The 25,772-nt window shown below is 36.2% G+C and carries 25 protein-coding genes and 1 riboswitch; of the genes, 5 read left to right on the top strand and 20 right to left on the bottom strand.

What is annotated here, in order from left to right; translation table 11 throughout:
* Nucleotides 1-49: 49 nt before the first annotated feature.
* The 9 genes from DSM00_RS11620 to ruvC all read right to left on the bottom strand — a co-directional run bounded on the left by DSM00_RS11620 (nt 50) and on the right by ruvC (nt 7,467).
* The gene (locus tag DSM00_RS11620) at nt 50-367 is read right to left on the bottom strand and encodes a cupin domain-containing protein (protein WP_128758189.1); all 318 of its coding nucleotides are present in this window, start codon (nt 365-367) and stop codon (nt 50-52) included.
* Nucleotides 368-400: 33 nt separating this feature from the next.
* Nucleotides 401-1,405: a metal-dependent hydrolase gene (locus DSM00_RS11615; protein WP_128758188.1), complete on the bottom strand. Its 1,005-nt coding sequence runs from the start codon at nt 1,403-1,405 to the stop codon at nt 401-403.
* Between the two features lies 1 nt (nt 1,406).
* Entirely contained in the window at nt 1,407-3,182 is a 1,776-nt protein-coding gene (locus DSM00_RS11610; RefSeq protein WP_128758187.1) for a MutS-related protein, read from the bottom strand.
* Between the two features lie 103 nt (nt 3,183-3,285).
* Complete coding sequence (locus DSM00_RS11605; protein ID WP_128758300.1) at nt 3,286-3,657, bottom strand: MmcQ/YjbR family DNA-binding protein; 372 nt, start codon at nt 3,655-3,657, stop codon at nt 3,286-3,288.
* Between the two features lie 16 nt (nt 3,658-3,673).
* Nucleotides 3,674-4,198 (bottom strand): GNAT family N-acetyltransferase, encoded by a 525-nt coding sequence (locus tag DSM00_RS11600; protein WP_128758186.1) that lies wholly within the window; start codon nt 4,196-4,198, stop codon nt 3,674-3,676.
* Nucleotides 4,188-4,811: a DUF4230 domain-containing protein gene (locus DSM00_RS11595; protein ID WP_128758185.1), complete on the bottom strand. Its 624-nt coding sequence runs from the start codon at nt 4,809-4,811 to the stop codon at nt 4,188-4,190. Before DSM00_RS11595 ends, DSM00_RS11600 begins: the two co-directional genes overlap by 11 nt.
* Before the next feature lie 100 nt (nt 4,812-4,911).
* Entirely contained in the window at nt 4,912-5,658 is a 747-nt protein-coding gene (locus DSM00_RS11590) for a cyclase family protein (RefSeq protein WP_128758184.1), read from the bottom strand.
* Between the two features lie 42 nt (nt 5,659-5,700).
* Nucleotides 5,701-6,882, bottom strand: a complete 1,182-nt coding sequence (gene hemW, locus DSM00_RS11585; protein ID WP_128758183.1) for a radical SAM family heme chaperone HemW — start codon at nt 6,880-6,882, stop codon at nt 5,701-5,703.
* A 9-nt stretch (nt 6,883-6,891) separates the two neighbouring features.
* Nucleotides 6,892-7,467: a crossover junction endodeoxyribonuclease RuvC gene (ruvC, locus tag DSM00_RS11580; RefSeq protein ID WP_128758182.1), complete on the bottom strand. Its 576-nt coding sequence runs from the start codon at nt 7,465-7,467 to the stop codon at nt 6,892-6,894.
* A 50-nt stretch (nt 7,468-7,517) separates the two neighbouring features.
* Between ruvC and DSM00_RS11575 the strand changes: the two genes are divergently transcribed.
* The gene (locus DSM00_RS11575) at nt 7,518-8,630 is read left to right on the top strand and encodes a glycosyltransferase family 2 protein (RefSeq protein WP_164916328.1); all 1,113 of its coding nucleotides are present in this window, start codon (nt 7,518-7,520) and stop codon (nt 8,628-8,630) included.
* A gap of 3 nt (nt 8,631-8,633) precedes the next feature.
* Here the strand turns inward: DSM00_RS11575 and DSM00_RS11570 are convergent, their stop codons facing one another.
* From DSM00_RS11570 to DSM00_RS11560, 3 genes are read right to left on the bottom strand one after another with little or no spacing between them, the layout of a single operon-like run.
* Nucleotides 8,634-9,116 carry a hypothetical protein gene (locus DSM00_RS11570; protein ID WP_206633807.1) on the bottom strand — a complete coding sequence of 161 codons (483 nt, stop codon included), beginning with the start codon at nt 9,114-9,116 and terminating at the stop codon, nt 8,634-8,636.
* A 57-nt stretch (nt 9,117-9,173) separates the two neighbouring features.
* On the bottom strand, nt 9,174-10,283 hold the full coding sequence (locus tag DSM00_RS11565; protein ID WP_128758179.1) for an acyloxyacyl hydrolase: 1,110 nt from the start codon (nt 10,281-10,283) through the stop codon (nt 9,174-9,176).
* Nucleotides 10,284-10,292: 9 nt separating this feature from the next.
* Nucleotides 10,293-11,051 carry a head GIN domain-containing protein gene (locus DSM00_RS11560; protein WP_128758178.1) on the bottom strand — a complete coding sequence of 253 codons (759 nt, stop codon included), beginning with the start codon at nt 11,049-11,051 and terminating at the stop codon, nt 10,293-10,295.
* Between the two features lie 187 nt (nt 11,052-11,238).
* Between DSM00_RS11560 and DSM00_RS11555 the strand changes: the two genes are divergently transcribed.
* Nucleotides 11,239-12,861, top strand: coding sequence for an ArnT family glycosyltransferase (locus DSM00_RS11555; RefSeq protein WP_164916326.1), 1,623 nt, complete (start codon nt 11,239-11,241; stop codon nt 12,859-12,861).
* Between the two features lies 1 nt (nt 12,862).
* Here the strand turns inward: DSM00_RS11555 and DSM00_RS11550 are convergent, their stop codons facing one another.
* The 4 genes from DSM00_RS11550 to DSM00_RS11535 all read right to left on the bottom strand — a co-directional run bounded on the left by DSM00_RS11550 (nt 12,863) and on the right by DSM00_RS11535 (nt 18,883).
* Nucleotides 12,863-13,957 carry an acyloxyacyl hydrolase gene (locus DSM00_RS11550; RefSeq protein ID WP_128758176.1) on the bottom strand — a complete coding sequence of 365 codons (1,095 nt, stop codon included), beginning with the start codon at nt 13,955-13,957 and terminating at the stop codon, nt 12,863-12,865.
* Between the two features lie 52 nt (nt 13,958-14,009).
* Nucleotides 14,010-14,963: a methylenetetrahydrofolate reductase [NAD(P)H] gene (gene metF, locus DSM00_RS11545; protein WP_128758175.1), complete on the bottom strand. Its 954-nt coding sequence runs from the start codon at nt 14,961-14,963 to the stop codon at nt 14,010-14,012.
* 156 nt (nt 14,964-15,119) lie between these two features.
* Nucleotides 15,120-17,849, bottom strand: coding sequence for a methionine synthase (gene metH, locus DSM00_RS11540; RefSeq protein ID WP_128758174.1), 2,730 nt, complete (start codon nt 17,847-17,849; stop codon nt 15,120-15,122).
* Nucleotides 17,850-17,857: 8 nt separating this feature from the next.
* The gene (locus DSM00_RS11535; protein WP_128758173.1) at nt 17,858-18,883 is read right to left on the bottom strand and encodes a homocysteine S-methyltransferase family protein; all 1,026 of its coding nucleotides are present in this window, start codon (nt 18,881-18,883) and stop codon (nt 17,858-17,860) included.
* A gap of 110 nt (nt 18,884-18,993) precedes the next feature.
* Nucleotides 18,994-19,097: riboswitch (SAM riboswitch) on the bottom strand.
* A 262-nt stretch (nt 19,098-19,359) separates the two neighbouring features.
* On the opposite strand from DSM00_RS11535, the gene DSM00_RS11530 reads away from it, so the two are divergent.
* Genes DSM00_RS11530 through DSM00_RS11520 form a run of 3 tightly spaced genes read left to right on the top strand, consistent with a single transcriptional unit; the run spans nt 19,360 to nt 21,194 of the window.
* Nucleotides 19,360-19,947 (top strand): carboxymuconolactone decarboxylase family protein, encoded by a 588-nt coding sequence (locus DSM00_RS11530; RefSeq protein ID WP_128758172.1) that lies wholly within the window; start codon nt 19,360-19,362, stop codon nt 19,945-19,947.
* A gap of 10 nt (nt 19,948-19,957) precedes the next feature.
* Entirely contained in the window at nt 19,958-20,821 is an 864-nt protein-coding gene (locus DSM00_RS11525) for a phytochrome family protein (RefSeq protein ID WP_128758171.1), read from the top strand.
* Complete coding sequence (locus DSM00_RS11520) at nt 20,814-21,194, top strand: response regulator (protein ID WP_128758170.1); 381 nt, start codon at nt 20,814-20,816, stop codon at nt 21,192-21,194. Before DSM00_RS11525 ends, DSM00_RS11520 begins: the two co-directional genes overlap by 8 nt.
* Here the strand turns inward: DSM00_RS11520 and DSM00_RS11515 are convergent.
* From DSM00_RS11515 to DSM00_RS11500, 4 genes are read right to left on the bottom strand one after another with little or no spacing between them, the layout of a single operon-like run.
* Nucleotides 21,191-22,243 carry an NAD(P)/FAD-dependent oxidoreductase gene (locus tag DSM00_RS11515; RefSeq protein ID WP_128758169.1) on the bottom strand — a complete coding sequence of 351 codons (1,053 nt, stop codon included), beginning with the start codon at nt 22,241-22,243 and terminating at the stop codon, nt 21,191-21,193. The genes DSM00_RS11520 and DSM00_RS11515 overlap by 4 nt on opposite strands.
* 46 nt (nt 22,244-22,289) lie before the next feature.
* Nucleotides 22,290-22,883: a precorrin-2 dehydrogenase/sirohydrochlorin ferrochelatase family protein gene (locus DSM00_RS11510; RefSeq protein ID WP_128758168.1), complete on the bottom strand. Its 594-nt coding sequence runs from the start codon at nt 22,881-22,883 to the stop codon at nt 22,290-22,292.
* On the bottom strand, nt 22,880-23,638 hold the full coding sequence (gene cobA / locus DSM00_RS11505; protein ID WP_206633806.1) for a uroporphyrinogen-III C-methyltransferase: 759 nt from the start codon (nt 23,636-23,638) through the stop codon (nt 22,880-22,882). Before cobA ends, DSM00_RS11510 begins: the two co-directional genes overlap by 4 nt.
* On the bottom strand, nt 23,628-25,724 hold the full coding sequence (locus DSM00_RS11500; RefSeq protein ID WP_128758166.1) for a HEPN domain-containing protein: 2,097 nt from the start codon (nt 25,722-25,724) through the stop codon (nt 23,628-23,630). Before DSM00_RS11500 ends, cobA begins: the two co-directional genes overlap by 11 nt.
* Nucleotides 25,725-25,772 lie beyond the last annotated feature (48 nt).

Below are 25,772 nucleotides of genomic sequence, written 5' to 3'. Positions count from 1 at the left end.
TTTTAATTGCTTATCTACTTATCAAAATTTCTAGAATAAATTTTAATCCTTATCTGTATTCTTCTCGGGTAGGACTAAATACATCCATAAGTTTACAAGGAGTAAGGGCCTTACCGCTATGCTTTAAATGTGGAGCAATCACTACGATATCTCCAGGATAATACACCTTTGTTTCTCCGTTTAAAGTAAATTCAAATTCACCCTCTATAACATGCATTATTTGTTCATTCATATGACTATGCTCAGGAACCTCAGCACCTTCCTGTACATCCCAAAAAGCCAACGATGTGTTTCGTGTATGAACCAATTTACCGTTATATCCCGGCATTATTTCTTTTGATGCGATTTCAGATAATTTGTAGTGCATAATTGTATGTATTTATTTTAAGTGCTCACAATTTTAATTTCCCCATATTCTAGACCAGAGACCCGTTAAGACTTCTTTCATAGCCTCCGGATCGCGCTCTGCTTCTTTTATTTTGAGTGCTCCATTTGAGTTTGAAATCAATTTATAGCTGAATACAAACTTTAAATCTTTTGCTTTCAGATCATAAGTTCCAAAACGTAAATCATTAAAGTAAAAATCTCTATTTCTCACTTCGATGGCATACCAGTTTTCGGCAATTTTTGCAAGACGTTTTACGGTTTTAGATGCTGCAAGTTCTCCAAGCAAATTGTGGTTTTTAGGTATTTCTCTAAAAGTTATGGGTTGTGTATCAAAAAAGGAATAATCTGCTAAGAGATACTTGTCTCCGGCATCAATATTAGCATACCATAATATGGTATTGAAAGCTGCAGGCCGTGTATCTAGTTCTGCATATTGTATATTTTTATCTGCTAAAGCCTGCTCAAACTTGCCAAAACTTATCCATTTTAATAGTAAGGTGAGAACCATATAAGACGTACTTACAATAAGACCGAGAAGGTTCCACTTTCTGCGTTTTTCTGATGTTTTAGGGAGCCGTAAAGCCAAGATTAAAAAAATTAGAAAAGGAACTGTATAAAGTGGATCTATCACAAAAATATTTTGATAAGCGAGTCGCAAATCAAATGGCCAAAACAACTGAGTTCCCCAAGTTGTGTGCGCATCGAGTAATGGATGCGTTACTAAACCCCAGAAAAACAACCAAGACCAATTTTGCCAGGTAGCAATTTCTTTTCTGTGAATTTTTGCTACAATCCACCCCAATATGGGTGCCATAAATAGACTAAAGACAATAGAATGACTAATTCCCCTATGAATCTCAATAGCTGTCAAGGGATCAAGAAATTCACCTACGATCGTATCTAGATCTGGAATCGTACCTGCAATTGCTCCATAAAGCATAGCTTTATTCCCCACTTTTTTCCCTAAAACCGCCTCACCCACTGCAGCTCCTAAAACAATTTGAGTTAATGAATCCATATTAAGCGTCTATAATATTCATCTTCCGAAGGAGAAAGGAAGCATTCATATTTTGACAAATACCCTTCTTAAATGTATAATCAAAGAATAGTTCGTCATCTTTAATCTGCGCATCAAAGTAATAGTTTTTTACCTGATCCAGATCATCTGCTGCCTCGCAAAGACTGAGATCATGAGTTGCAATTATACCTGTAGAATGCGAACCTACAAGCTTTTCGATAAATTTACGGGAGCCTATAGCTTTATCGGTGCTATTTGTTCCTTTTAAAATTTCATCTAGAATGATAAAGTAGGTATCGCTTTTAATTGCATTTACTATGAATTGAAGCCTCTTTAATTCTGAAAAGAAATAGGATTCATCATCGGTAAGTGAATCGCTGGTACGCATACTTGTTATCAATTTTATGGGAGTATATGTCACAGAATCCGCACATATTGGAAGTCCCACATTGCTCATTACAATACTTAGAGATACGGTGCGTAGAAAGGTGCTCTTACCTGCCATATTAGCTCCTGTGATGATAAAGAATTGCTTATTATCAATTTCAAAATCATTTGTAACAGCTTTTTTAGGGTCTAATAGCGGATGTGCTAAACCAGTTGTTTTAAAAGTCGTCCTCGTATTTGTAATTTTTGCATATGTATATTGTGGATGATTGAAACTAAAATTTCCCAGACTGTTTTGAGAGTCAAAGAAGGCAATTACATCAAACCATTCTTCTACCTTATCTGCATTTGTTTTTATCCATTGTTCTATCTTATAAACTTGTCTTAGATCTGATAAAAAAAACGCATTCATAAAAGTTCCTACCAGTAAATTAGAACGCTGATCTAATGTTCCCAGCATTTTTGAAAACTGCTTAATAACTCCAGATGCATTAGCTTTCTCAGATTTAATCTTCTGCTGTTGCGCTTTTAGGTATTCTGATTTAAACTCGTGCTTTTCTAAAAGAAGCATCAATTTATAATACTGCTCAAATGTAGATTGTGCTTTGCCCGAATTATCCCATAAGCTGTTTACTTTTTTTACATAAATACCGGTGATAATAAGACCTATAAAAAACCATCCTATCAATACACTTTCTGGTATAAAATCGAAATAAATTAAAATAAATAATACCAGAGATACAGCCGAAAAAAGGTTAGGCAACCATTTCATCATACATGGTGCAAAGCCAGTATAATTTTTCAACCACCTGATAATTGATTCTGAAGATGTAGTAGTTTTTACCAGAGCTGCAGTGGCCAGATAATTTTGGCGCCACTCTAGATTATCTGCAAGTTCGCGTATGGCCTCTTGTTTTTGCTCTATATTAGATATACTATTTGCAGTAAGTAGTTCTACCAACTTCCGTTCGCCACTTTTTAAGCCGCTTCTATTGATATATTGATAAAAAGAGCCCCGACCAAATAAATCAATATCAAGACTAAATGGATGTAGTGGATTGTTATGATTTCCCCCATCTGGGAGATCGTGAAATTGCCTATCTAAAACCTTCATTTCGGTTTCATTAATCTGAATTAATTGCTGAAAAAAGTCACGCTTATATTGAAGATTAGAGTGTCTTGAAACTAGAATTAGAAACAAGATTATCACTGCTATTACTATTCCAATTACTATTTGTGAATTAGACCAGAAAAAATAAACTGCAAATGCTGCTGCAAGAAATATTGCAAGCCTCAACATGCTGCTTTGAATTAATTTTGATTTTATTTTTTCTAATTGACCTGTATAGGTTTTTATGAGGTCTAAATATGATTCTTTAGGATTTTGCATAGGTTTGGAAGCTTGTACAAATCACAGCTTCAAGATTTTTATTATTTATTTTGCGTTCTGGCAGCTCGTTATTAATATCTATATAATCAAGATAACTAAGCTCCTAATCACCACTTTTTAATTCTTCTCTAAGTTTTTTCCTTAGACTGCTAATGATTAGCGTGTAGCTATCATCTATAAATTCTTTTAATTGTTTTGGGTTTAGTTCTCCATTCATTACAATTGTGTTCCAGTGCACTTTACTCATATGATATCCCGGAAAAATACTATCCGGGTAATCTGTACGTAATTGCAATGCTTTTTCTGGGTCACATTTTAAGTTAATCCGTGGTTGACCTTCTTCCCAACTGGCGAGACTACTTAAGGCAAACATCTTGCCCATTACCTTAAAGACAAGCGTATTCTCATCAAATGGAAATACCTCTGATGCGCCTTTTTTATTGATGCAATATTCGCGATAGCTTTCTACATCCATCCTCATTCAGCATATATTAAATAAAAGGATGATACATTACATAGTCTTCCATCAGGTAGCCATCACCAATATTTATATCCTCGCTATACGCGATATTAAAACCGTAATGCTCATAAAAACCTGTTGCTTTATTATATCGATTAACATTTAAAAAAACTCCAGAGCTTTTGTATCGTCGTGCTTCATCCAGAGCAAAATCCATAAGAAATCTCCCTGCTCCGGTACCGTGGTAGGCAGGTAATACATAAATCTTATGCACTTTTGTTAGATCTGTTTTTTGTAGGCGAGAAGTTCCTGTCTCGTGCTCTAAAGACAAGTAACCTATAGGCTCATCGTCTGCAGAAAGAATATAGAGTCTGCAGCCTTTCTCCTGCTGCTGTTTTAAAGAATCTATGCTATACATCAACTCAAGCATATAGCTTATTTGCGCCGGCTTTAAAATATCTTTAAATGTAATTGGCCATATAATATGAGCCAGTTTATTGAGGGTGGCAATACCTGCTTCATCAGCGAGTTGCACACTCCATTTTCTAGTATTCATTTTTTGATGCTATTTTAGGTTGCTCTACGGAATTCTGAAGCGCATTGTAGTCGAGCTTCCAGCCTATGGTTTGTACTAGGTTTTCCATTAGGGCAACAGTACTTAAAGCTTGCTTTGATGCCTCAGCAAAAAGTCCGCTTTGCGGTACTTTATCTACAATCTGCTTTTTTGCTTCTCTATTTATTTCAGTTAAATCTGTTGAAGTAAAAGGATTTGCCCAACCTTCCTTTTTATCATAGTACTTAAAATCTGTTTCTATACTTAATAATTCGGGTTGTGGAAAGTCTGTTAATATAATCGTCCTGTTTGCAATATCTGGATGCATTTTAATTTTGGTAAGATCAAAACCAATATATGCTTTAGCATCTATAAGCACGAGTGCTTTTTTACTTCCGAGAAAAAGATTTAACCACTTATCTTTTACATTTTGGTAATGATAGATTTCTGAAAAATCACCCTCAACTGTTATGAATTTACAGACGTTGCGTATCTTTTCTATCAAAACAACCGACTGTTGCTGGGCATCCTGCTTACGCTGACCTTTATTAAAGCGATTAAAAACGAAATAGGCGATTACACTTCCTAAAGCTAATCCAATGAATAAATATTCCATAAAAACAAAGATAAGGCTAGTTTGTAATTTAGCTTAGACGCATTTTCTTAAAACCTATTTAGACTATTTGAACGTCTTTAACCTCTAGTGAAATTATTCATTATTCCAGAGCATACAATACCGGTTTACTAGGTGCTGCGTCATTTTCAAAAGATGCTATCTGCAGGTTAAGCAAGTAGGAACCATCAGACACGGTGTGCGGCACAAAAATCATCTCTGTGATTGTTGCATCCATTCGCAATGTTCCATTTACATCCCAAAATGCCTTATGAGAAGCGAGTGCCCCGTCATCTTTTTCTCTATCTACACTAGGCAAGTCTAAAAGCAAGTGCTTAATCCCACATTCCCTAAGATAACCCATCGCCTCATCTAGAAGGTAAGGCCAGTTTGTATTTGACCATTTTCTGCTTTTTTTACTAGACGTATTGGGCAAGGTACGCAGCACTAAGGCTTGAGGTCGTTTGCTGCCAAGAGTTTTTGCCACTTGCATTTTTGTAAAAACAAGATCTTCTCCCTGAGCTTCTGGAATTAATGTGATCACTTCTGCACTAAACATAAATGTCTTTAAACTTTGATTAATGCTGTGAACATTTTCGGTTATGTGACCCACACATTCGGTATGCGTTCCATGTCCATGCGGGTTAAAATAAATATTATTAAAATTAACAACAGCTCCCTGCGCTACAGCAGCTATCCATTTACCTTCTTTTACAGGTTCTATTTTAGGAGCATCCAGATACCAGGCAACAGGATTTATAGCTCCGTTTACTAACGGAATGCTTATGTCTATGGGTTTTGAAAAATCTACCGCATATTCTCTATTATCAATTTCTACTTTTGCCCGCATATGTTCTGAATAAATAGTACTACTTATAAGTTTCCAATAAAGTTAGGAAAGGTTAATTAAAAACAAGTCACTTGCCAAACCATCGCTTAAAAATTTCCCTTTTTTAGTAACAAGTATACGCTCTCCATCAACAAATAATAAATGCGCTTCTATGTGTTTTTTTGCCTGCTCTACTGCATACTCCTTGTATTTTATTCCGAAGTTTATTTTGATGTGATCAAGAGAAATGCCCCAGATCGTACGCAAACCAGTCATTACATACTCGTTATATTTATCTGTGACTGATAATGATTCGCGCTCGATAGGTAATTTATTAGACTGAATTTCCTTTATATACTTTGGGTTGTTATTTATGTTCCAACTACGCACAGAACCATCATAACTGTGTGCCGAAGGTCCTATACCTAAATATGATTTCCCGGTCCAATAGGCCGTGTTGTTCTGAGAGAAATAACCTTGTCTTCCAAAATTTGAAAATTCATAATTCTCGAAACCTTCCAGCTGCATGCGATCGATTAAAATTTCAAAATGAGCTTGAGCTACAGCGTCATCTACTGGTTTGACAACTCCTTTTTCAATAAACTTATAAAGTGCAGTATTAGGCTCTACGGTAAGCGCATAGCTGGAGATGTGAGGAATAGCTAGAGCAATAGCTTGATCTAGATTTTTTTTCCAGCGGTCGTCACTCATTTCTGGCATACCATAAATGAGATCTATTGAAATATTATCAAAGTATTTTTTTGCAAGTTCAAGCGATTTTACGGCTTCAGTCGCGTTGTGTGCACGATTCATCAATTTTAAATCTTCTTCAAAAAAGGACTGCACACCTATGCTTAGTCGGTTGATTTTTGAATTAGCAAGGACCACTAGCTTCTCTTCGGTTAAATCATCTGGATTTGCCTCTAATGTAATTTCAGGATTGTTTCCTATATTAAAATTGGCGGCTATTGTTGTGAAGATTTGTTCTAGCTCTTCAGCATTTAATAAACTAGGAGTGCCCCCTCCAAAGTAAATGGTTTGTACGACTCCTGCAATTTCATCTTTTCTCAAAACGAGTTCTTTACAAAGAGCATCAACAAGATCCTTCTTTTTGCCTAATGAAGTAGAAAAATGAAAATCACAATAATGACACGCCTGTTTGCAAAAGGGAATATGAATATAGAGCCCTAACTGCTTAGACTCAGGAGTTGCATTACCAGTTTCTTTTACAAAAACTTTATCCATACATTAGTGTTAAAGACCTTTTGCCGGCTTAGCAGAAACCACACGTTTTTCATTTTGCTTTACAAAGGCATCCCACCCTGTGTAGCTTTTACCAACCTCAACTCGACCTGAATTAAAATGATGACAAACAGCTGCTGCGAGACCATCTGTACTATCCAGATTTTTGGGCAGTGTTTTAAGGCCTAGCAAACTCTGAAGCATTTTTGCTACTTGCTCTTTACTGGCATTTCCATTACCGGTAATTGCCATTTTAATCTTTTTAGGTAAATATTCGGTTACCGGTATTTGTCGTGACAATCCCGCAGCCATAGCAACTCCCTGAGCGCGTCCCAGCTTTAGCATAGATTGTACATTTTTTCCGAAAAACGGAGCTTCAAGAGCCATCTCATCAGGGTGATAAGTGTCTATTAATTCTATAGTACGTTCAAAAATAAGTTTGAGCTTAACGTAAGGATCATCATACTTTTTTAACATCAACTCGTTGAGTTGCATAAACTCCATTTTTTTATTTACCACGCGTATAAGACCAAACCCCATAATTGTGGTTCCCGGATCGATACCTAAAATGATTTTTTCTGATTTCAAACTTATTTTTTTACATCTTTGAAGCAAACACAAAGCTAAACATAATAAGCGTGATCCTTCTAGAAGCTTGCCTAATCCTCTATGTTATTCTTATAGCATTCTTCTGCTACGGATTTTTAATCCTCCCTACATATACGATTTCAGACCATAACATAGATAATAAACCTTTTACTGGGTTTACTATAGTAACCCCATTTAGAAATGAAGCTGAAAATCTGGAGCGACTTCTCAATTCTCTTTCTGCACTCGATTACCCGAAGTCTTTATACGAGATTCTATTAGTTAATGATGACTCGAGCGATCAATCACTACAGGTTATTCAAAAATTTATAGAGTGTCATTCTCTAAATTTAAAAGTAGTAGATAGTGTACGCTTTTCAGGATCACCCAAGAAAGATGCACTTACCAAAGGCATTTCCTTATCTGTTTTTGACTGGATTGTTACCACAGATGCAGATTGTAGCGTTCCTAAAAACTGGTTACATGCAATCGACTTTAAGGCTAAGCAACCATTAATAAAATTTATAGCGGGACCAGTAACATTATTTCCACAACAAGGATTTCTCAATGTGTTTCAGCAATTAGACTTTTTAAGTTTACAGGGAGCCACGATAGGTAGTTTTGGTCTCAACAAACCATTTATGTGCAATGGCGCGAATCTGGCTTTCTCGAAACACGAATTTTTAAAACTTAATGGTTATCAAAACACCAATCACATTGCGAGTGGAGATGATTTGTTTCTCCTTCAGAAATTTGCAGATAGCAGCGTAGACTCAGTTGTTTATATGAATAGTAAGGATGCCTTAGTTTACTCAAACGCACAAACTACATTTAGCCAACTCTCACAGCAACGTAAGCGCTGGGCATCAAAAGCATCGGCTTATACAAGTGTCTTTGCAATAGGCACTTCTCTTCTTGTATTAACAGGAAATATTGCCGGTATCGCAAGTCTGTTTTTTTTTAAAGACATTGGGTATTTAGTCCTAATAAAATTATTCATAGACTTTTGTCTAATCTATTTAACTGCAACTCTTTTTAGACAAACTAAATCCTTAAAATATTATTTGGTAGTGCTTTTTTTACATCCTTTTTTCACCGTCTATATTGCAGTTTGGAGTCAGTTTGGGAAATTTGAATGGAAGGGTAGATCCTTTAAGAAGTAAAAACTAATCTACTTTAACTAAAACAGGCATTTTAAATGCTGTCTTTACGGGGATACTGCGCTTATTAGCAGGTGTAATTCGAGGTAACGAGTCTAGACTATCCTTTAGCCAAAGTTCTAGTTCAGGAAGTTGCAGTGCAATTGTATCTGGAATTTCGACACGCTCTATCTTTAAATCCCCTAATTCACTTATACTAAGATACAGCCAGATTGTATCATTTAATTCGGTTTCTACAATAATAGGTTTATTTGAAAGCTGGCGTTGAAAATTAAGTGCTAACTGTGTTTTAAAGCATTGATATCGTAATTCTTGATTTTTAAGCGAATCACAAATGGCAAAAGAAGGGTATTCTTCTACCTCATTCATTTTAATTGTTTTGAGCTCTTCCTGCACTAATTCATCTGAAGAAACTTTCTGGGTTTCCAGATCTTTACAGCTTGTGAAGCACAAAACAAACGCTAAAAGAAGTCTTAATTTCACCATCATGTATTAACTGTGAAAATACAATTTTAGACCGAAATACCTAAGTTGCACCTAGTTAGTTTAAAATCGATATCCTACACTAAATTCGACACCTTCTGCTTTTGCGCCGTGAGCTTTTACAGTAACAGAAGCAAACACATCTTCAGAAAAATAGCGCTTTAGTCCCAGTCGATTATATAAACGATTCTCAAATTCATAAGGATAATAAATATAGTAGCCTAAGTGAGATACAAATGCTATTTTATTAAAGCGCAACTCGTGACCTACAAACAAACCTACACGTTTCCAATCTTCATCACCGTCTACTTCAAGTTCTGGAAAAGACGCTGCCTGCAACTTTATAAGCTCCTTGAAAAAATAAGCAAAAAACACATCTGTACCAGCCACTAAAGTACTCTTGTGATTAATACGTTTGTCTGCAAATGCCGAAACAACAAAAAACGGAAATCTACCTTGTCCTATAATGTCACTTTCATTGACACCTCCTCTAAGTACCAAGTTATAATGAACAGGTTCTGTATATTTTGTGCGTTCGCCCTCAGGGATGTATTCCGGAAACTCCTCGTGATCTAAATTGTAGTTTGCTCCAACATTAAAAGCAAACGTATTTGTACTGTTATTTGGCGCTCGTAAATTCGCATTACTATAATGAACCACGGTAAATCCCGCATTTACACCAAAACCTTTATATATATTCTGCTTATTATATTGAAGCGCTATATATGTCGAACTCAACAATTTTGTGCCGTATGCGTTATTTTGGTAATTGGTTTCGGCATCATAAGGCTTTCCAGCTAATGCCACACCTTGTCCTATTCTAAAATAGGCATTTCGGTTTAGGAAATAGAAATTAAAATGACCGTAAAGACTCAGATTTTCTCCCAGAAACTCATTATCCAAATCTTGGTAAATCATTGAAAAACCATAATCGGGATAATTATAGCGACGCTCCCATTCATTAAAACCATATGTTTTATGGTTGTAACTTAAAATCATTCCGGTAGGATGCCCAGTGATGAGGTGATTTATATCTGGATTGTGTTCTAGAATTGTTCCGTAGAAATAAGAAGCATCTAAAGTAATGGGTTTTTTCTCTCCTGTAAAATCAAGATCCTGAGCTTGAAGCCCTAAATTAAATATACATAAGCAACCCAATAAAATGTGTTTCATAAAGTGAAGTTAGTCTTCAAAAATAAGACGGCCGGTATAAAGTTCTTCTACCTCAACAACAGGTGGTCTGTTGACAGAAATAACATCTCCTGTACCAAAAATTCTTCCTTTAATACTGGCCTGCGGATTAACAATCATTTTATTTGCAGATGTTTGAGAGAATACAAAATTTTGAATTAGTAAATCTCTAGATTCTAATCTAGGACCTTCATTAGCAAAATTTGCGTTTAAATTTTGAGTGCTTCCGCTTAGGTAGAAAACACTTTTACCATTAGCGCGTATGACCATATTTGTAGACTCTAGCTCTAAATGAAAATTACCACTTTTTTGCGCAGGACCACCTTCAGAATCAAAAGATGTATCACTAAGTAATGTTAAAGAAGGAAACTCAAGAACTCCCTCTCCTATAATATCTTGACCAGACGCATTACGTATCTCCGTAAGGTTAGGAGTTGTTACATATACTATAAAATTCTCGTAATCTCGCACAAGATTACATCGCTTATTGTTTTTAAGTCTTAAAAGATCGCCATCAATCACTTCTATTTGTGCATCGCTAAGCATATTTTCTCCTGTTTTCAACACCACTTTTTGAACAGGACCTTGTTTTAAATAGACAATGACATCAGTTTCACTTCGTAATCGGGTAAATGCGGGTAACTCGTAAGTAACTTCTACAATATCACCTTGTGAATCAAAACAGTCACCTATATTATCTGAACCGCAGGAAACAAGTACTAAAACCAAGAGCCCAATGAAAAATCTCATAACTAAAACTTTTAAGATAAAATGTGTCTTTAATTTTATCGTGCGGCAAATTACGCTAAATGCAGTAGGTAGCCTAAATTTTATCAAATGTACAAGTGTACTAAAATCGTATCTCCCTAATTTATCAATCTCTTTTTTAGTAAAACCGATAAAAAATTACAATTTTGAGGCATCTTAAAATACGATTTTGAAAAAGTCATTTTACCTTATTCTTCTTATACTATTTTGCGTTTTAAATTTGGGTCAAGGAAGTTGGGGACTTACAGAAAGTAGTGAAGCCAGATATGCCGAGATAGGCAGAGAGATGGCAATAAGCAATAATTATCTTCATCCTTCTTTACTTAATATAGGGCATTATCACAAGCCACCTATTACCTATGCGATTACAGCCGTAGGGTATAAAATTTTTGGCTTTAATGAATATGGTGCTCGCTTCTTCCTAAGTGTAGCGCTCCTGTTTCAAATTATACTTATATACAAAATAGTATTGCTATGGTTTAAAGATGAAAAAGTAGCCATAACCTCAGCACTTATCTATTTTAGTTTTCCTATTGTTCTTATCGCCGCACGCAACCTCACCACAGATATTTATTTAAACACTTTTATAATTTGGAGTATATATTTCTGGCTTCAGTTTAAACTTAAGGAAAAGAAAATACGGCTTTATCTGTTTTACATAGTTTTAGGATTGGCATTTTTGACAAAAGGACCTGTAGCTTTCTTACCTGTTATGCTATTTGTAATCTGCTACAAAATCATTAATAAAGAAAAACCTGCCTTTTCAATACATTCCGTTCTGGGGCTAATTACCTTGGTTATCGTTTCGGGATCTTGGTTTGCGCTAATAATTTACCATAAACCAGAACTGTGGGATTACTTTGTTCAGGAACAGATTATAAATCGAAGTATAAATGCTGAAACTTTTCACAGAGCAAAACCTTTTTGGTTTTATGCACTTATTGCACCTGCACTAGCATTACCTTGGATTGTGCCTGTGGTTATTACTATTTGCAAAAAAAGGAAAACCTTACAAGTTGATAAACCTTCTAAAGTTGCAGGTTTTACAGCACTTTCAATATTAATTACATTCTCTTTATTTTCTTCAAAGCTGCTTTTATACATACTCCCTTTATATCCATTTCTGGCTATGTACTTCGGAAGCATTTTTATTAATCATTCCCGTACAGATAAAATAGAGTATTACTACGTATTCATAGTATCACTTTCTATCCTGTTAGTAGCTGTAATCGTTTTTCCTTTTATTCCTCTATTGGATTTCAGTTGGTTTTCTTCAATCAGTTTATTATTAAGTATTCTGGCATTTGGCTATTTTATGATTTATAGATTTAAAGCTAATCCTACTACACAATCTCTTTATTTAATCACAGGGACGCTCTGTTTTCTTGTGCTTATTTATACCGCTTTTAGTAGTCAAAATAGCTTTATTATTAATGCTCTAAAACCAGAATATACATTTATTAACAAGCAGCGCACTAATGAAGATTATAAAGTGCTCGTTTATGACAATTTACTTTCCTCTGCTCCTTTTTATCTTGGAGAACAAGTAATAACTATTTACGATTCTAATTTTGAAGCGCAACGAGACATACGATTTGAGACAACTCAAAAATGGAAAGAAAATTATTTGCCTATAAATGAATCAGGGCAGCTAGAACGTTTTAAGTCACTTATGAAGGACACAAACAACGTTTTACTTATAAAAAATAAAAAGAAACTGGCAGATAGTTTAACCTATCTTCTTAAAGATTTTAAATCTCAGAAATTTAAGAAGTGGACTGTTTATTATTAAATTAAGGTCTAATACCTATTCCAAATTCTACAGCTTCCGCTTTAGCACCGTGAGATTTTAAGGTGACAGCCCCAAATATCTTTGGAGTAAAATAACGCTTTAAACCGCCTCTAAAATAAACTCTTCCTTCAAAATCATAATCGTAATACGCATAATAACCTAGCTGAGTGACAAAAGCATTTTTATTAAGACGCAGCTCGTGACCTGCAAACACCCCTACGCGTTTCCAATCTTCATCTCCCTGCGTATTATATTGCTTCAACGCAATACTCTCATACTCAATTTGATCTTTCAAAAACGGACTCAAAAAAAGATCTGCTCCTAGTTGTAAAGTGCTTTTATGCGACACTCTTTTATCAATAAACGAGGAAACTATTAAAAAAGGTTGCTGTCCAAGGCCTATATAATCGCTCTCATTTACCCCACTTCGTAAAACAAGATTCCACTTAATAGGTTCAGAATACCTGCTTTTTACTTTTGGGATATATCCAGGAAACGCCTCTTCATCAGACAACTGATAGTTAAGACCTAGATTAAATGTAAACGAATTTGTACTGGCATTAGGAGATTTCACATTAGCATTAGAATAATGAATTAAAGAAATCCCGGTTTGCAATCCTATTTTATCTATGATGTTAGGCTGTTTGTAGTTCATCATAATATAAGTCGAACTTAACAATGTAGAGCCGTATGCATTATTCCTAAAATTCTTATCGATATCAAAAGGTTTTGTAGTGACTGCCACCCCTTGACCTACACGCAACATTAATTTTCTATTAAGTGCATAAAAATTAAAATGACCGTATAAACCGTAATTCTCTCCTAAAAATTCATTTTTTTGATCTTGAGCTATAAAAGAAAAACCGTAATCAGGATAATTGTAACGCGCTTCCCAGTCATTAAAACCATACGTTCTGCGGTTGTAGCTTAGAATAACACCGGTAGGATGTCCTGTAATTAAATGAGCTAGATCTTTATTGTGCTGTAAAATTGTACCGTAAAAAAAATTGGCATCTAAACTATAGGGTTTCTGTTCTATCTCTTGGCTAAATGCCGAAAAAGAACATACTAACAAAAACAGTAATTTATATTTCATTGAAAAATAGAATGTCGGCAAAAGTATGCATTTATTTAAGATTTGGAGTCACTTAAAAAAGTGCAGAAGCAATTGCATGTACATTATCACTTTTACCCATAGAATAGTAATGAAGTACAGGAGCGCCGCCATCCATAAGCTCTTTAGATTGTTGTATGGCCCATTCAATCCCTACTTGTCTCACCTCTGTATTTGACTTGCAATCGTCTACTGCATCTATCAAATCCTGCGGAAGATCAATTTTAAAAACCTGCGGTAATAATTGAAGGTGACGCTTAACAGCAATAGGTTTAATTCCAGGAATTATAGGGATATCTATACCTTCTGCCCGTACCAGATCTACAAATTCAAAATACTTTTTATTATCAAAAAACATCTGTGTAACAACATAATCTGCACCTGCTTCTACTTTTTGAATCAGTCGCTTCAAATCTGTTTTTAATGATGGAGCTTCTAGGTGTTTTTCTGGATAACCAGCAACACCTATACAAAAATTAGAACAGTCTGATGTTTCAACAACATTGTTTAAGTAACGCCCCTTATTCATTTCTGCAATCTGCTCTACAAGTCCTAGCGCATACTCGTGACCACCATCTGTAGCTTCAAAATATTGCTGCTCTTTCATTGCATCACCGCGTAAGGCCATAACATTATGAATTCCTAAGAAATGACAGTCTACCAGCAAATATTCGGTCTCCTCTTTTGTAAAGCCACCACACAATACATGCGGCACGGTATCTACATTATACTTATGTTTAATAGAAGCACAAATACCTAAAGTACCCGGACGCATACGCGTTACTTTCTTATCTAAAAGTCCATCTTTTTCTATATAAATATATTCTTCACGAGACGTAGTCACATCAATAAATGGAGGCTTAAACTCCATTAATGGATCGATGTTATTATAAAGCTCCTGGATACTTTTACCCTTACGAGGTGGAATTAATTCAAAAGAAAATAAGGTTTTTCCATTTGCTGCTTTAATGTGTTCTGTAATTTTCATGATATTCCCTAATTCGTTTTACAGAATTTCTCAGGTATTTTTAATTGAACAATTATTTTTTTTTTTGGGCGCTAGCCGTTGGGTCGGGCTTTCGCTCGTCGCTGTATTCGCTTCCGCTTCAACGAGCTCCGGCAAGAGCTCAATCCCTAGCGCATTCTAATCATCAGAAATATTAGGATTTAACCATTTTTCTGCCATTCTTACTTCAATATTTTTCCGCTCTGCAAAATCTTTAACCTGATCCATTTTAATTTTTCCTAAGCCAAAATAACGTGCTTCAGGATTTGCAAAATAATAACCACTCACCGAAGCTGCAGGCCACATAGCCAAACTTTCGGTAAGCTCTACGCCTATATTTTTATGAACATCTAGAACATCCCAAATCGTGAGTTTTTCTAAGTGATCTGGGCACGCAGGATATCCCGGGGCAGGCCGTATACCTTTGTATTGTTCCTTAATTAATTCGGCATTGCTCAACGCCTCCTCACTAGCATATCCCCAGTGTTTAGTACGTACTTCTTTATGTAGATATTCTGCAAAAGCCTCTGCAAAACGATCTGCCAGTGCTTTTACCATAATGCTGTTATAATCATCGTGCTCTGCTTCATATTTTGCAGCTAACTCTTGTGTTCCAAAACCAGCCGTTACACAAAAGCATCCCATATAGTCTTGCTTGCCGGTTTCTTTTGGAGCTATAAAATCTGAAAGTGCAATATTGGGTTTACCCGATGCTTTTTTGCTTTGTTGACGCAGGGTTCTAAAAATAAACTCGTGTTGCTCCCCGCTTAAATTTGATGTGACAATCTCAATATCATCATCATTTACAGTATTTGCTTTAAAAAGACCAAACACCGCTTTGGCAGTGAGCAATTTCTCGCTTAGAATTTTTTCTAATATCTTCTTGGCATCTGCAAAAAGTTCTTGTGCTTGTGCGCCCACCACTTCATCATCAAGAATTTCAGGGTATTTACCGTGCAGATCCCAACTTCTAAAAAATGGAGACCAGTCAATATAATCCACAAGCTTATTGAGATCAAATTCTTCTACTACCTGTATACCTAATTCATTGGGCGTATAAGCTTCAAAATTCTCCCAGTTAAGTTTCCATTTGTTAGCTCTGGCTTGCTCTATACTTAGAAAGTCACGTTTTTTTCCGCGGGTAAGAAAGCGTGTTCTAAAAAGTGCATAATCTTCTTTAATGTCAGACTTATACTTTAATCTGGATTCGGGATTCAGTAAATCTCCAACTACAGTTACCGCTCTGGACGCATCATTAACATGCACCACAGCTTCAGGGTATTCGGGATCGATTTTTACGGCTGTATGCGCTTTACTCGTCGTTGCACCACCTATTAAAAGCGGTACCGTAAAATTTTGTCTCTTCATTTCTTTAGCCAAAAACACCATCTCGTCCAGAGAAGGCGTAATTAGACCACTAAGACCTATAATATCTACGTTACGCTCTTTTGCCGTTGCGATAATTTTCTCTGGAGGCACCATCACGCCCATATCTATTATCTCGTAATTATTACACGCTAAAACGACGCTCACAATATTTTTCCCTATGTCGTGTACATCCCCTTTCACGGTTGCCATCAATACCAGATTAGATTTTGCTTTCTCATCTGCTGGCGGCGGATTTTTAAGTTTTTCTTCTTCGATATACGGCAATAAATAAGCAACTGCTTTTTTCATCACTCGTGCAGACTTTACAACCTGCGGAAGAAACATCTTTCCGCTTCCAAATAAATCTCCCACAACGTTCATTCCGGTCATTAAATGTCCTTCTATCACGTGTAGCGGTTTTTCTGATGCCAATCGTGCCTCCTCAATATCTTCAAGAATATACGCGTCTATCCCCTTAACTAATGCTCGAGTAATTCTATTTTGCAGTGGTTCTTCTCGCCAGGCAAGATCAACAACTTTCTCTTTTGAAGTTCCCTTTACGCTTTCTGCAAAATCTAAAAGTCGCTCTGTGGCGTCATCCCTCCTGTTTAAAATAACATCTTCAACGTGAGTAAGTAATTCTTTAGGAATATCATCATAAATCTCTAGCATAGACGGATTTACAATCCCGATATTCATTCCTGCTTTTATTGCGTGATATAAAAATACCGAGTGCATAGCTTCACGCACCGTATCATTTCCTCTAAAACTAAAGGATACATTACTTACACCACCACTCACACTTGCGTAAGGCAGATTATTCTTCACCCAGCGCGTAGCCTCTATAAAATCTATTGCATTGAGTTTATGCTCGTCCATCCCCGTAGCGACGGGAAAAATATTAAGATCAAAAATGATATCTTCTGGAGGAAAATTAACCTTGTTTACTAAAATATCATAACTACGTTTGGTTATTTCAAGGCGTCTATCATAATTATCTGCCTGTCCCACCTCATCAAACGCCATAACTACTACTGCAGCACCATATCGCTTAATCTTTTTTGCATGTGCTATAAATTCGGATTCTCCTTCTTTTAAGCTTATTGAATTAACAACGCACTTTCCTTGCACCACTTGTAGACCTGCTTCGATAATATCCCACTTTGAGCTATCTATCATAATAGGAACTCTTGAAATGTCTGGCTCTGCAGCAATTAAATTTAGAAACGTCACCATTGCTTTCTTTCCGTCAATAAGACCATCGTCCATATTAACATCAATGATTTGAGCTCCATTATCTACCTGCTCTCTTGCAATAGCCAGAGCTTCATCAAACTTATCTTCATTTATAAGACGTAAAAACTTACGGGATCCAGCAACATTCGTACGTTCTCCTACATTTACAAAATTGCTTTCGGGAGTAATAATCAAGGGTTCGAGACCACTTAGTTTTAATGGTCTAAACTCAATATTATCCGTTGCTTCTGGTGTATTAATCATAGGATATATTATAATGCTGCTTCACGTTTTGCAAAAGCCGGAAGTGGTCTGGGTTTATAATCTTTTACTAGATTGGCAATTGCTCGTATATGCTCTGGAGTGGTACCACAACAGCCACCCACGATATTAACAAGTTGTTTGTCTAGGTATGTTTTAATTTGAGAAGCCATCTCTTCTGCTGTTTCATCATATTCTCCAAAAGCATTGGGTAGTCCCGCATTAGGATATGCAGAGATAGCAAAGTCAGACTTACCAGAAACGATCTCGAGATAAGGAGTTAATTGCTCTGCTCCTAAAGCACAATTGAAACCTACAGAAAGTAATGGCATATGACCTATAGATATTAAAAAAGCTTCGGCTGTTTGTCCAGACAAAGTACGCCCTGAAGCATCGGTAATCGTACCACTCACCATCACCGGAATTTCAATATCTCGTTCTTCTTTTAGTTCTTCAATTGCAAATAAAGCAGCTTTAGCGTTAAGTGTATCAAATATGGTTTCTACTAGAAGTATATCAACACCCCCATCAACCAGTGCTTCGGCTTGTTGTTTATAAGCTATACGTAATTCATCAAAAGAAATAGCTCTATATCCAGGATCATTAACATCTGGAGACATACTTGCTGTCTTATTTGTAGGTCCCATTGCTCCTGCTACAAACCGGGGTTTGTGAGGCTCACTCGCCGTAAACTTATCTGCTACTGATTTGGCTATTTTAGCTGATTCATAATTTAAATCATACACAAGAGATTCCATCCCATAATCTGCCATGGCTATAGTTGTACCGCTAAAGGTGTTTGTCTCTACGATATCTGCACCTGCTTCAAAATATTTAGCGTGTACAGCTGCAATGGCTTCGGGCTGTGTTAAGGTTAGCAAGTCATTGTTGCCTTGAACCGGACTTTCCCAATCTTTAAATCGTTCTCCCCGAAAATCTTCTTCTGAAAATTTGTAGCGCTGTAACATAGTGCCCATGGCACCATCAAGAACTAGAATTCTCTCTTGTAAAACGGTATATAGTTTATTCTGACTCATACTTTTTTAAACTTTAAAAAAGCTCATTGATCAATCGCCCTCTGAATAGAAAGACCTGCAATAAAAAAGTATCAAGAATATAAAACGGAAAGCCAGAATGGCTTGTTTTTTTGTTATCTATCCCTTAATCAAAAGAGTAGAACGTAGCACCTTCTCCAGGGGAGGGTTGCTAAGGCTTCAATGGGTCTAATCCCTCTGCCTTTCTTGATAACTTAAATAAATAATGAACTCGGCTGCAAAGATTATAAAACAACTTGAGAATACATAAATTTTAAACAACTAATATTCATCTTTAATTAAAATAACGAAATAATAACTGCGCTAAAGAGAGTTATTTAGCAGTTTAAATGTCATAAACGAGGAGTTAATATTTTCTAAAATTATACATTTTATTGATAATCAAGATTGTATAAGCACTATTTTAAACTAATTTTGTGACCCCAAATTACTATCTTAATAAAACCATTTACCCATCTATGATTAGCAACAATACGCTCTCAAATTCCCGCTTTAAAATTGTGTCTTATGAGGAGGCTTCAGAAGAAGTTAAAGCTATATATGACGATACAAAAAGAACGCTACAAATACCATTTGTACTCAACTGGATTAAATGTCAGGGTGCCAATCCACTTTTACTAAAAGGAAATTGGGCTAAGTTAAAATCTACTTTAATGCAGGGAGATATTCCTAATGTATTGAAGCAATTAATCATCTACAACGTATCTAAAGAACGTAACTGTGAATACTGCGCTAAAGCTCACGGTATTTTTGCAGACAGTATGAGCGCGATGATTAGTGAAAACGAAAACTTTAGGGTTACTAATGATTTAGAAAGTCCGTTAATACCAGAAAGTTACCGTACGGCAATTAAAATTGTAACCAAAGCTGCTTTAAACCACGATCAAATTACCGATCAGGATTTTGAACAACTGCGTCAGGCTGGTTTTGATGATTCAGAAATACAGGAGTTAATGGCTCAAGCAGATCTTGTAAATATGCTTAATACTCTGGCAGATGTTGCAGGAATTAAGATTGACAATGAGTTGATGGAAACTCAAGCCTAATACTGTTTTTTTGAATCTAGCTGCCGCAAAGTACCGCATTGCCTACGAGGCCTTTTCTAAATTTTCTGGAAGTCTCAGCAGGGTTGATAACCTTGAAGATTTGAGTACTGTGGTAAGCAAGAATTTAAAGTATCTTTTCAATTTCAAAATATTCAGAATTATCCTTCTCGACAAAGATACTGTTACAGGCTACACATTTATAAAAAATGAAATCTGGGCTCATAAGAATCAAGAAGATATTTTAGATTATGAAAAGAAATTGCTTCAGGATCAAATTCCTTTTTCTTACGCAATCTCATCTGAAGAATTACCTGGTTACATCAATCACGTTCCTTTAAAGAACGGTCAACTTTGGGGATGGTATTTACCCTATACAAATTATAAAGTTTGCGTATCTCTTATTGCTGATGACCAAACGCAATTTAGTTATAGTGATGTAGATATCTTGCATTTACTTGTAGACACATTAACTTCAAAGTATAGGCAGATTTGTTTAAATCAAGAGATAATTCTCAAAAACAAAAGACTTGAAGAGGCCGTAGGGCAGATAGCGCTCAAAAACAAAGAAATTGAGCAGATAAACAGTAACCAGCAGAATGTCATAGAATTACGCACACGTGAGTTGCGTTTTAAAAATAAAAAAATCCTAGAGTTATCACGGCTTAATGCGCATAATCTTAGGGAACCACTGTGTAGAATACTTGGTCTTCTTGAAATAGCAGATTATTATGATGAGCAAGGGTTACGCAATGAGATATTACCAAAATTATGTGAGTCTTCATTAGAACTTGACGCTATTTTTAAAAATGTCGTTGCTAAGAGTGAAAAAGAAATTGAATACTACGGAAAAACTATAGGGAATAACGATGAGTGATTCTTTTAAAATAATGCTCGTAGATGATCAACAAATGGCGAATTTCATAAATAAAAAACTTATTGAAATAACCCAACTGGCAACAGATGTTGTCGATTACACATTACCTGAAAAAGCATTAGTAGAGCTTGAAGAGCATCAGCCAGATATCATTTTCTTAGATTTAAATATGCCAAAAATTAGTGGCTGGGAATTTCTTGATTCTTTAACTCAAAGTCACAACACCACCAAGGTGGTAATCGTAACCTCAAGTACAAGTGAGCTAGATAAGCAAAAGGCTCAGAATTATATTCAGGTAGTCGACTTTTTAATAAAGCCATTAACCAAAAATACAATGCTGAGCCTTAAATCTAAATTGCGTAGCGCTTCTTAATCTATCGCTTGTACAACTGCTTTCTCTGCTTCCTTACGTGTACCATCAAAACCATCAATACCACTTACAGTAGTATATTTCATCACATAGCGCTTACCAGGATTTACAATCTGGTATGCTGCTTGGCACATCATAGTCGCTTCGTGAAAACCACAAAGAATTAATTTTAATTTTCCGGGGTACGTATTAACGTCACCTATTGCAAAAACACCAGGAATATTTGTTTGATAGTCCAGTGCATTATTAACTTTTATAGCATTCTTCTCAATTTCTAATCCCCAATCTCCAATAGGACCTAGTTTAGGAGAAAGACCGAATAAAGGAATAAATGCATCTGCTTCAAGAGTAACCTCACCATCTGGAGTTTCTACTACCACCTGATCAAGTTTTTCAATACCTGCAAGACCTACAACTTCTCCCGGAGTGATTAAGTTTATTTTACCGAGTAACTTTAATTCTCTAACTTTTTCAACAGAATCTAGTGCACCTCTAAATTCATTACGACGATGAATAAGGGTTACCTCTTTTGCGATATCAGCCAGATAAATACTCCAGTCAAGAGCAGAATCTCCACCACCGGCAATAACAACTTTCTTATCTCGGTAAACTTCAGGATCCTTAATCATATAAGCAACACCCTTATCTTCAAATTCATGAATATTAGGAATTAAGGGTTTACGAGGCTCGAAGCTTCCCAGACCTCCAGCAATTGCAACCACCTTAGTATGATGCTGAGTGCCTTTATTTGTAGTTACAATAAAACTACCATCATCTTGTTTTTCTATTGTTTCAGCACGTTCGCCTAGAGTAAATCCAGGTTGAAACTGTTTTCCTTGTTCAATAAGATTATCTATAAGTTTTCCTGCCATTACCTCAGGGAAACCCGGAATATCGTAAATAGGTTTCTTAGGGTAAATCTCTGATAATTGTCCGCCAGGTTGTGCAAGAGCATCAATAATGTGACACTTCAATTTTAATAAACCTGCTTCAAAAACGGTAAATAATCCTGTAGGTCCAGCTCCAATTATAAGTATATCTGTTTTTATCATCTTCTTAATTCTTTGAGCTTAAGCAGCTCATCATTCAACTTTATCTTTAATTTTTGGAAATCAATCCTTTTGTAAACTCATTCAAGGTTTCTACCTTTTCTTCAAAATCTCCTTTAATGGTTTTTCTATATTCATTGAGATTTTGAACCAGATCATCAATGTTTTCTGGTATAACCTCTTCAAAAAACTGTCTCAAACGCTTAGCAGTAGTGGGTGACTTCCCATTTGTAGAAATAGCTATTTTCACATTTCCCTTGGTTACAATACCACCCATATAAAAATCACACAGCTCTGGCACATCTGCAATATTACAAAGTAAAAAGCGCTTTCTAGCCGCTCTGTAAATTCTCTTATTTACTGCCGGGCTATCTGTAGTTGCAATTACTACATGTCGCTTTTTTAGCATCGATCGGGTAAATCGCTTACGAGTAACCTTTACATTATACCTATTTGCTAATTCTAAAGTTTCTGGTCTAAAGAATGGTGCTACCATCTCCACAACCGCATCGGGGCTTGATTTTGTAAGAAATGTAAGCTTCTCAAAAGCCACATTACCACCACCTACTATAAGAATCTGTAAATTTCTAACTTTAAGAAAAACCGGATATAACGTGTTATTTTCCTGGGAATCAATTATCATACTGCATTATATTCTAACTGCAAATTTAGCAATTGTGCACGATGTCTCACCACCTCTCCTATCACAATAATTGATGGATTTGTAAGTTTTAACGCTTCTACAACAGATTGTATTGTTTCAATTGTTCCTATTCCTATGCGCTCTTCTGCGGTAGTTCCATTTTGAATTATAGCCACAGGAACCTCCCTTTTACCACTGGCGGTAAAAAGATTTACGATTTCACCTAGTTTACTCATTCCCATCAAAATTACCACGGTGGCCGAAGATTGAGAAGCAAGAGTTACATCATTAGATAGTTTATGATCTTTTGTGGTCCCGGTAATTACCCAAAAACTTTCAGCACTACCCCTTTTTGTAAGTGGTATATTTTGATACGCAGGAACAGCTAATGACGATGAAATACCCGGTACCATCGCAACTTCTAATCCGGCGGCAGCAGCGATTTCCATCTCTTCTGCTCCACGCCCAAAAATAAACGGGTCTCCACCTTTTAATCGTACTACGTGACCGTGGCTATTCGCTCGAGAAATAATTAAATCATTTATTTGCTCCTGTTGATAAGCGTAACATCCTTTACGCTTCCCTACAAAGATAAGTTCTGCATCTTGGGCATAATCGAGAAGCTCTGGATTTACTAAAGCGTCGTACAAAACTACATTTGCACTTTGTAAGGCTTTTACACCCTTTAAAGTAAATAGCTCAATATCCCCGGGTCCTGCTCCTACAACTGTTAATTTTGGATTATTAATTAGCATGTGCAAGTTGGTTTTTTCTAAAAAGATCTGCTCTTTCAAAAAATGCATTTGCATCAGAAAGGTAAGATTCTGCAAACTCTTTAGAGGGTTCGTTATTTTGAATTTGATAAACCAAATCGGCAAAAGATCCAGCTACGGAAAGTGTCGAATTATCTTCAAAAATTTCGTCAAATTCAGCGATAATATTTGCTTGTGTATTTGTTTTTACGTTTTCAGAAAGTAAAATTGCTTTTGCGCCATTTACTAAGCTCGCATAGGTATGGTAGATACTATCTGCCCATCTCTTTTCTTCAAAAGACTCTATTGCGCTTCCTAATTTATCTTTTGCCTCGAGTAATAAAGTTTGAACTAGATCGATTACTACACCCGCGCACTCACCTACACCTACTTCCTGAATATACTTTTCATCATTTCCCCAGTCTATAAAATCTGAGGGTACAAGGTTATCTGTATCTGAAAATGACTTTAGAAAATCATAAAAATAGCGCTGTCCTTTCTCGTCATAATAGCTTAAAAAGTCTAAGTTCCCAGCATTTTCTTTATAATCATCAAGTATAGCGCGTAATGCCTGCGGACCTCTTTTGCTGGGTATTTTGATAACTTTATCTGCAAAGCGCCCTTGACCATTACCTAAAACTCCTCCTCCTAATAAAACCTGAAGAGCCGGTGCCACTAGCTTGTCTGGCGTACGCACAGACATCCCCTGAAAACCTATATGTGCCATATTGTGCTGCCCACATGCATTCATACAACCACTTATTTTTATGGTGATTTCTTTGTTGTTTAAATATTCGGGGTATTCTGCTACTAAAACATCTTCCAGTTTATCTGCAATACCGGTACTACTTGCAATCCCTAAATTACACGTGTCTGTACCGGGACAGGCAGTAATATCTGTTGTGGTCTCGTATCCCGGGCGAGCAAAACCAAGTTTATCTAATTCGGTATAGAAAAAAGATAAGGCTGCTTCAGGAATATGTCTTAATAAGATATTTTGACGCAAGGTAAATCGCATTTCATCACCTGCATATTTCTTAATTAAACCTGCCAGAGCACGCGCTTTTTCAGTAGAGAAATCTCCTAATCTAACTTTAATACCTATAGCTACTAAGCCATTTTGCTTTTGCTTAAATACATTTGTTGCTTTCCAGGCTTCAAAGGCTTTAGTGTCTTCAATAATTATCTGTGGAGCCTCGGCTAGAGGTACTGCAATTGCGTGTTCAAATTCGGTAGTGTCAATCTCAAATGTTCTGTATGAAAGTGCCTTTTGCTCTTCTGCTACAAGATTCATAAACCCTTCAACCCCCAAATCTTTGATTAGAAATTTCATCCTAGCTTTGAGACGTCTTGCACGTTCACCGTGACGATCAAATACACGTAAAACACCTTCGATAAGCGGTATCAACTCATTTACAGGTAAAAATTCGTGAAGCGTATCTGCGTGTCGCGGTTGCGATCCCAAGCCACCGCCAAGCATTACCTTAAAGCCACGTGCGCCGTCTTTAATTTTAGGTATAAAACCCAGATCGTGTATAAATGCTAAAGCGGAGTCATCATCTGTTGATGAAAAAGACATTTTAAATTTTCTACCCATTTCTTGAGAAATAGGATTTCTAAGAAAAAACTGAAAGGTAGCGTGTGCATAAGGCGAGACATCAAAAGCCTCATTAGGATTAATCCCCGCATCTGGACTTGCCGTCACGTTACGCACGGTGTTTCCGCAAGCCTCACGCAATGTAACATCACTTTTTTCAAGTTCTGCCCAAAGTTCTGGAGTGCGGTCTAGACTCACATAATGAATTTGAATATCCTGGCGTGTAGTGATATGCAATTTCCCTCTTGAATATTCATCAGAAACATCAGAAATTCTGAAAAGCTGTTCACTTGTAACTTTACCATACGGTAGTTTTATACGTATCATTTGAACACCTTCCTGACGTTGACCATAAACGCCACGAGCAAGACGAAGACTTCTAAAACGCTCTTCATCAATTTTACCATCTTTAAAAAGCCTTATTTTTCTCTCTAGCTCTATAATGTCTTTCTCGACAATTGGATTTTCAATTTCTGTTCTGAAGCTTTGCATAGCACAATTTTTATATTCATTTAAATCCTATGGGTTTTATAGGATTTT

Origin of the sequence: Leeuwenhoekiella aequorea (assembly GCF_004104375.1) — a bacterium.
In the GTDB taxonomy this organism is placed as follows: domain Bacteria; phylum Bacteroidota; class Bacteroidia; order Flavobacteriales; family Flavobacteriaceae; genus Leeuwenhoekiella; species Leeuwenhoekiella aequorea.
Note: the sequence above shows the minus strand (reverse complement) of the source record. Positions and strands in the feature narration are given on the sequence as shown.

What these genes read in the sequence shown, in the direction of transcription:
- DSM00_RS11615 (WP_128758188.1), bottom strand. Translation starts at nt 1,405, where the DNA reads ATGGATTCATTAACTCAAATTGTTTTAGGAGCTGCAGTGGGTGAGGCG.
- DSM00_RS11605 (WP_128758300.1), bottom strand. Translation starts at nt 3,657, where the DNA reads ATGGATGTAGAAAGCTATCGCGAATATTGCATCAATAAAAAAGGCGCA.
- DSM00_RS11510 (WP_128758168.1), bottom strand. Translation starts at nt 22,883, where the DNA reads ATGATAATTGATTCCCAGGAAAATAACACGTTATATCCGGTTTTTCTT.
- DSM00_RS11520 (WP_128758170.1), top strand. Translation starts at nt 20,814, where the DNA reads ATGAGTGATTCTTTTAAAATAATGCTCGTAGATGATCAACAAATGGCG.
- DSM00_RS11515 (WP_128758169.1), bottom strand. Translation starts at nt 22,243, where the DNA reads ATGATAAAAACAGATATACTTATAATTGGAGCTGGACCTACAGGATTA.
- DSM00_RS11600 (WP_128758186.1), bottom strand. Translation starts at nt 4,198, where the DNA reads ATGAATACTAGAAAATGGAGTGTGCAACTCGCTGATGAAGCAGGTATT.
- hemW (WP_128758183.1), bottom strand. Translation starts at nt 6,882, where the DNA reads ATGGATAAAGTTTTTGTAAAAGAAACTGGTAATGCAACTCCTGAGTCT.
- DSM00_RS11565 (WP_128758179.1), bottom strand. Translation starts at nt 10,283, where the DNA reads ATGAAACACATTTTATTGGGTTGCTTATGTATATTTAATTTAGGGCTT.
- cobA (WP_206633806.1), bottom strand. Translation starts at nt 23,638, where the DNA reads ATGCTAATTAATAATCCAAAATTAACAGTTGTAGGAGCAGGACCCGGG.
- DSM00_RS11500 (WP_128758166.1), bottom strand. Translation starts at nt 25,724, where the DNA reads ATGCAAAGCTTCAGAACAGAAATTGAAAATCCAATTGTCGAGAAAGAC.
- DSM00_RS11570 (WP_206633807.1), bottom strand. Translation starts at nt 9,116, where the DNA reads ATGATGGTGAAATTAAGACTTCTTTTAGCGTTTGTTTTGTGCTTCACA.
- DSM00_RS11620 (WP_128758189.1), bottom strand. Translation starts at nt 367, where the DNA reads ATGCACTACAAATTATCTGAAATCGCATCAAAAGAAATAATGCCGGGA.
- DSM00_RS11610 (WP_128758187.1), bottom strand. Translation starts at nt 3,182, where the DNA reads ATGCAAAATCCTAAAGAATCATATTTAGACCTCATAAAAACCTATACA.
- DSM00_RS11530 (WP_128758172.1), top strand. Translation starts at nt 19,360, where the DNA reads ATGATTAGCAACAATACGCTCTCAAATTCCCGCTTTAAAATTGTGTCT.
- DSM00_RS11590 (WP_128758184.1), bottom strand. Translation starts at nt 5,658, where the DNA reads ATGCGGGCAAAAGTAGAAATTGATAATAGAGAATATGCGGTAGATTTT.
- metH (WP_128758174.1), bottom strand. Translation starts at nt 17,849, where the DNA reads ATGATTAATACACCAGAAGCAACGGATAATATTGAGTTTAGACCATTA.
- DSM00_RS11535 (WP_128758173.1), bottom strand. Translation starts at nt 18,883, where the DNA reads ATGAGTCAGAATAAACTATATACCGTTTTACAAGAGAGAATTCTAGTT.
- DSM00_RS11560 (WP_128758178.1), bottom strand. Translation starts at nt 11,051, where the DNA reads ATGAGATTTTTCATTGGGCTCTTGGTTTTAGTACTTGTTTCCTGCGGT.
- DSM00_RS11550 (WP_128758176.1), bottom strand. Translation starts at nt 13,957, where the DNA reads ATGAAATATAAATTACTGTTTTTGTTAGTATGTTCTTTTTCGGCATTT.
- DSM00_RS11595 (WP_128758185.1), bottom strand. Translation starts at nt 4,811, where the DNA reads ATGGAATATTTATTCATTGGATTAGCTTTAGGAAGTGTAATCGCCTAT.
- metF (WP_128758175.1), bottom strand. Translation starts at nt 14,963, where the DNA reads ATGAAAATTACAGAACACATTAAAGCAGCAAATGGAAAAACCTTATTT.